4 protein-coding genes are annotated in these 5,305 nt (G+C 62.2%); 1 reads left to right on the plus strand and 3 read right to left on the minus strand.

Annotated features, from left to right (window positions below):
- From IP83_RS18970 to IP83_RS18980, 3 genes are all read right to left on the minus strand, one after another.
- A partial coding sequence (locus IP83_RS18970; RefSeq protein WP_197274454.1) for a restriction endonuclease subunit S occupies positions 1 to 701 on the minus strand: 701 nt, incomplete at its 3' end.
- Positions 698 to 2,518: a class I SAM-dependent DNA methyltransferase gene (locus IP83_RS18975; protein ID WP_054123806.1), complete on the minus strand. Its 1,821-nt coding sequence runs from the start codon at positions 2,516 to 2,518 to the stop codon at positions 698 to 700. The genes IP83_RS18975 and IP83_RS18970, both read right to left, overlap by 4 nt.
- Before the next feature lie 662 nt (positions 2,519 to 3,180).
- Positions 3,181 to 4,404 carry a site-specific integrase gene (locus IP83_RS18980; RefSeq protein ID WP_054123807.1) on the minus strand — a complete coding sequence of 408 codons (1,224 nt, stop codon included), beginning with the start codon at positions 4,402 to 4,404 and terminating at the stop codon, positions 3,181 to 3,183.
- Between the two features lie 410 nt (positions 4,405 to 4,814).
- Here IP83_RS18980 and IP83_RS18985 point away from each other — a divergent pair, with 410 nt between their 5' ends.
- Complete coding sequence (locus IP83_RS18985; protein ID WP_054123808.1) at positions 4,815 to 5,291, plus strand: TonB-dependent receptor plug domain-containing protein; 477 nt, start codon at positions 4,815 to 4,817, stop codon at positions 5,289 to 5,291.
- The last annotated feature ends 14 nt before the right edge of the window (positions 5,292 to 5,305 follow it).

Consider the following 5,305-nt stretch of genomic DNA (forward strand, 5'->3'; position numbering starts at 1 on the left):
ATCACCATCGCCGCAACGTTCTGCTTCTGGCTCTGATCAATGAGTCCTGACCCTAGGCCCTTGGTGACGGCGTGGGAGATCACCGCCTGCCGCTTTTCCTTCAGCAGCGCGATCAACCGCTCCTGCTCTGCCACCAGCGCATCAATCTTCGCGGTCTCGCGGTCGAGGAAGGTCGCGATGGCGGCTTGTTCGTGTTGAGCCGGAAAGGCAATTCGAAATGCACCAAGCTCATCGCCGGACAATTCCAAAAAGGTCGAACCGCGTCCGCGAACATTCAGCTCAGTTGAGCAGATCGAAAGCACATAGGCGAGAAACACTCCGTGGACGCCGGTCGGCACGAGAGCTTTACAGCCTTGGTTCGTGCAAACATCAACGGCTGCGATCCCAAGCGAGCCGATCGGCGCTCGCGTTGATAGGATGATGCTCCCGGCTGGGACCATGCTTGTCCCGCACGACGCAAGCCCGTCTGCGGTGATGCGCCGCAGGGCATCCCTGATGTAAAAATCAGTCAGGCGGCTGAGGTCAGCGGGGGTGATCCATGGAATATCACCATCCCAGTATTCTTCGACGTCTGATTTGGGCGTCGAGCCTCCAACGATATCGAGACGACGCTTGAGCGCAGTAACTACCCAATAGTTGGGCACTTCACCCAACCACGGCACCTCGCTGTCCTTGTATTCCGCATAGGCCGGAAAGCTCACGTCGCCAGCTCCGTCAGCATCACCTGAATACGCGCGGTCACCTTGGCCAGTTCAGCGTCGATCTCCGCCAGCGGGCGCGGCGGTTCAAACACGTAGAAGTGCCGGTTGAACGGGATCTCGTAGCCGATCTTGGTCTTCTCGTGATCGATCCAGGCATCAGGCGCATGGGGTGTCACTTCGCGCGCGAAGTAGATCTCCACGTCCTCGGACAGCGGCACGTTCTCGGTATCGCGCAAGGCGCTGTCGGGCTGGGGCTTGCCCTTGGTCTTGCCCTTCTGGCCCAGCACCGGCTTGCCATTCTCGCCCAGCAAGGGCCGCTCCACGGTGATGGTGCGATAGCCGAAGCTCTCGTTGGCAAAGATGCGCGAAAGCGGCGCAAGCTTCACCTTGCCGCCTTCGGGCGCGACAGGCGGGGCTTCACCCGCAATCACGACCTCGCGCGCCACTTCCTTGTCGCCTGCGTCCAGCACCGTCGCCAGCTCCGCCTCGACGAACGCGCCGAACAGGCGGGTGACGTCCGCGATGTGGTCGTCGCTCATCTGCTTGCGCTTGCTGCCCAGTGATTTGCGCATCTTCTGCCAGAAACCGCTGCCATCGATCAGCTGCAACTTGCCGGTGCGCGCCTTGGGCTTCTTGTTGGAGAGGATCCAGACGTAGGTGGCGATGCCGGTGTTGTAGAACATATCGGTCGGCAGCGCGATGATCGCCTCGACCAGATCGTTCTCCAGCATATAGCGGCGGATCTCGCTCTCCCCGCTGCCCGCGCCGCCGGTGAAGAGGGGCGAGCCATTGAGCACGATACCGAATCGGCAGCCGCCTTCGGTCCAAGGCCGCATCTTGGAGAGCAGGTGCATCAGGAATAGCAGCGAGCCATCCGAAACGCGCGGCAGGCCGGGGCCGAAGCGGCCGGCATGGCCGAGGCGCTGGTGCTCGTCCTGTACCTCCTTCTGCACCTTCTTCCACTCCACGCCGAAGGGCGGATTGGCGAGCATGTAGTCAAACTTCGCGCCGGGGTGGCCATCGTCGGACAGGGTGTTGCCCTGCACGATCTTGGTGATGTCCTGCCCCTTGATCAGCATGTCCGCCTTGCAGATCGCGTAGGATTCGGGGTTGAGCTCCTGCCCCCACATCGTCAACTGTGCGGTCGGGTTGTGCTCGCGCAAGTATTCCTCGGCGATGGAGAGCATGCCGCCGGTGCCGGCGGTAGGATCGTAGATCGAGCGGACGACGCTGGGCTTGGTAAGTACTTCGTCATCCTCGACGAAGAGCAGATTGACCATTAGGCGTATGACCTCGCGCGGGGTGAAGTGCTCACCAGCCGTCTCGTTCGAGATTTCCGCGAACTTGCGGATCAGCTCCTCGAAGGCGAGGCCCATCTGGTTGTTGTCGACCCGCGTAGGATGGAGGTCGATCCCGGCAAAGCGCTCGGTGACCTGATAGAGCAGGCCGTTCTTGGCCAGGCGATCGATCTGCGCGCCGAACTCGAACTGCTCGAAGATATCGCGCACCTCGGGCGAGAAACCTTGGATGTAGCTGAGCAGGTTGGTGCCGATGTTGTCCTGATCGCCGACCAGCTTGGCGAGATCGATCGCCGTGCGATTGAAGAAGTTGTGGCCGGAAGCGCGCACTAGAAAGGGATCCGGGCGGCCCGCCTCGACCTCCTTCAGCACCGCGGCCCTGGTGGGTGCGAGGACGCAATCGAGACGGCGCAGCACGGTGAAGGGCAGGATGACCCGGCCATACTCGGACTGCTTGTAATCACCCCGCAGGAGATCAGCGACGGACCAGATAAAATTTGAAAGCGATTGGTGATTCAAGGCTGCCTCCCGTGGTGTCAGGTTGTGCCCGAGCGGTTGATCAACCGCAACGACCTCTTGCGGCTGGCTGCGTCAGACGCCACAAGAACACTGCCTTCCGTGAAAGTCGGGAGGTGGGGCGTGGAAACCCCGGAAATGGAAACGCCGGTCGAGCTTCTCGGCCGGATGGCGGACGCGTATGTCCAAGGCCTTCCAAGACCCAAAGGCGTCCGCGCCTGTGGGTTTCCTCCAGGTTTCCAACATCCGGCTTTGGCTGGTGGTGCCCCAATGTGAAAGGGGGGGGGCACCGTGTCGGTACTCGCAGAGGCGGCGTATGTAGCTGGTTTCTCATTCGTCGCCGCGAGCGGTGCGATGCATCATCGGCTGCGGCAGCTATATGATCAAGGCGCTATATCGCGAATGGACTTGCCGACGACGCTCGGTCCAATGAATGGCCTCGCCTTCGTTGGAAACATCGTACTGATTTCGGCCATTCCATTCGGTATTTGGCGCTTCGGATGGTGGGCCGCTCTTTGGCTGGCCGTCTCCCTTTTGACTACGACGACAATGCTAGTGAGCTGGGCCGAGCGGCACTCGCCGCGGCTCCTTCGAACCTGTCTGGTGTCTGGCTTTTTGGGCTTAGGTCTTGTCGGCTTTGGCGCAATAATTGGATGAGAATGTCGTCAGCCCGACAGTGCAGATTCGCAATACGCAGCCCACGCGTTCATTAGTGCCCGGCGCTTCTCGAACAGGTCGCCGCGTCGATATGCCGCCTCGGCCTTGTTCTTGATCGTGTGCGCCAGCGCCATTTCGCAGACCTCGTGCGGGAACGGCGTCGTTTCGGCAGCCCAATCGCGGAAGGTCGAGCGGAAGCCGTGTACCGTCACGAGCTTGCCCTCGGCCTTCACGTCCATGCGCCGAAGCAGCATGCCCATGGCCATGTTCGACAGCATCGTGGTCGGTGTGCGGCCGAAGATCAGACTCTCGGGCTTGCGCTCTGCCTCCCCAAGCGTTTCGTGGATCGAGCGCAGCAGTTCGACCGCTCTCGGCGACAGCGGAACGCGGTGCTGCCCGTCCCCGACCTTCGCCGCCTTCACCTTCATGCGCTCGGCAGGGACCGTCCAGACGGCCTTCTCGAAGTCGACCTCGCCCCACTTGGCGCCCATCGCTTCGCCGGTCCTGACAGCCGTCAGGATCGTGAATTCGAGAAGCTGAGCGGCGGTGCCGCGCTGGGCGCGCAAGCGCTCCATGAAGCCCGGAAGCTCCTCGTAGGGTAGAGCGGTGTGGTTGCCCCTGCTGAGCCGTTTGCGGCCTCCCAGTGTCGAGGTGTCTAGATTGCCCTTCCACCGCGCCGGGTTTTCACCACTGCGCAGCCCGACAGCCTTCGCCGCGTCAAGGACGCGCTCGATCCTGCCGCGCAGACGCTCGGCGGTTTCAGGCGTCTTGCTCCAGATCGGCTTCAGGACCGCCAGCACGTCAGCTGTCGTGATCTTGTCGAGGCGTAGCGGGCGCAGCTTCGCGGCGTACTTGGTGAGCGTCATTTCCCACTGCGCTGCGTGCTTGTCGTTCTTCCACGAGGGCCGCAGGTCGGCGACGAAGGCATCGGCGAACTCGCCGAAGGTCTGCCCCGGCTTGTCCTTGGCCCTCACGGAGCGCGGATCATCGCCCCGCTCAATCGCGGCGCGCATCTCACTGGCAAGGGCGCGCGCGTCGGCGAGCTTCAGGTCTCGACCGCTCCCGATCCCCAGCTCGGTACGCTTTCCGGCGCGAGTGTACATGAACAGCCAGCGCCGCCGGCCCTCGCCATCGATCGCCAGGTAGAGGCCTCCGCCGTCGGAGTGCCTGCCCTGCTCCTTGGTCTTCGCGACAAAGGTCGCACTCAGCTTGTTCAGACTGCGCTGTGCCATCGGCCCCACCTTCGATAGGAGCCGGTCCCACTTCTGGATTGACCGGCCCCACTTCTGGCCCCACTGCAATGGCTGACAAGACCAGTCATCGCCAGACAGGCTAAGGCAGGATATGGCGTGAAAATGCCCGAAATACTAGGGAAAATCGGATCCTAGTGGCAGGTCCAGAACATGTCTGACAGCATCAGTCAGACGAATTAGGCGGACACCCTGTCCGCCAGACCTCGCGCGCACCTTGGCAAATGTGGCCAACCATGCGTCCGGGCCTGCAGGATATGCCGGATCGTGCAACTGGTCCGCGCATTGCCAGTTCGGGTCAATGGCATTTTCCGCCTCATCCATAGCCTAGCTCCGGAATGGACTTCGCGTCGCCAAGGCAGACGCGGGCCAGAACAGGGGAGTTCCAGATAATGATGAGGCGCAGCGCCAACCTTCTCGCAGCGACGACAGCTCTCGCCGGGCTCATCTTGGCCGATGCGGCGATGGCGCAATCCGCCGCAGCCGATGACAGCGCGGCCGGCAGCGCCGACAGCGGCGAGATCATCGTCACCGCCACGCGCAAGAGCGAGAGCATCAACAAGGTCCCCTTGAGCGTCAGCGCGCTTTCCCGCGAGGCGCTCGACAGCCGGGGCATCCGCACCTTCAACGACGTGATCCGTCAGACGCCGGGCGTCGCTTTCGAGAGATCGAACACCACCACGAACATCGCGATCCGCGGCGTGAATTCGTCCGTCGGTGCGGCCACTACCGGCATCTACATCGACGACGTGCCGATCCAGATCCGCCAGCTCGGCTATGGCGGCGGCAATGCCTATCCGGTCGTGTTCGATCTCGACCGCGTCGAAGTTGTCGCTGGCGGAGTAAAATGCCCCAGAAGTGACATTTGAAAATTCCCCACTTC

It is taken from the genome of Novosphingobium sp. AAP93 (assembly GCF_001296055.1).
Lineage (GTDB): Bacteria > Pseudomonadota > Alphaproteobacteria > Sphingomonadales > Sphingomonadaceae > Novosphingobium.

Bases quoted from the DNA above. Each gene is read 5' to 3' on its own strand.
- IP83_RS18980 (WP_054123807.1), bottom strand. From the start codon at position 4,404: ATGGCACAGCGCAGTCTGAACAAGCTGAGTGCGACCTTTGTCGCGAAG.
- IP83_RS18985 (WP_054123808.1), top strand. From the start codon at position 4,815: ATGATGAGGCGCAGCGCCAACCTTCTCGCAGCGACGACAGCTCTCGCC.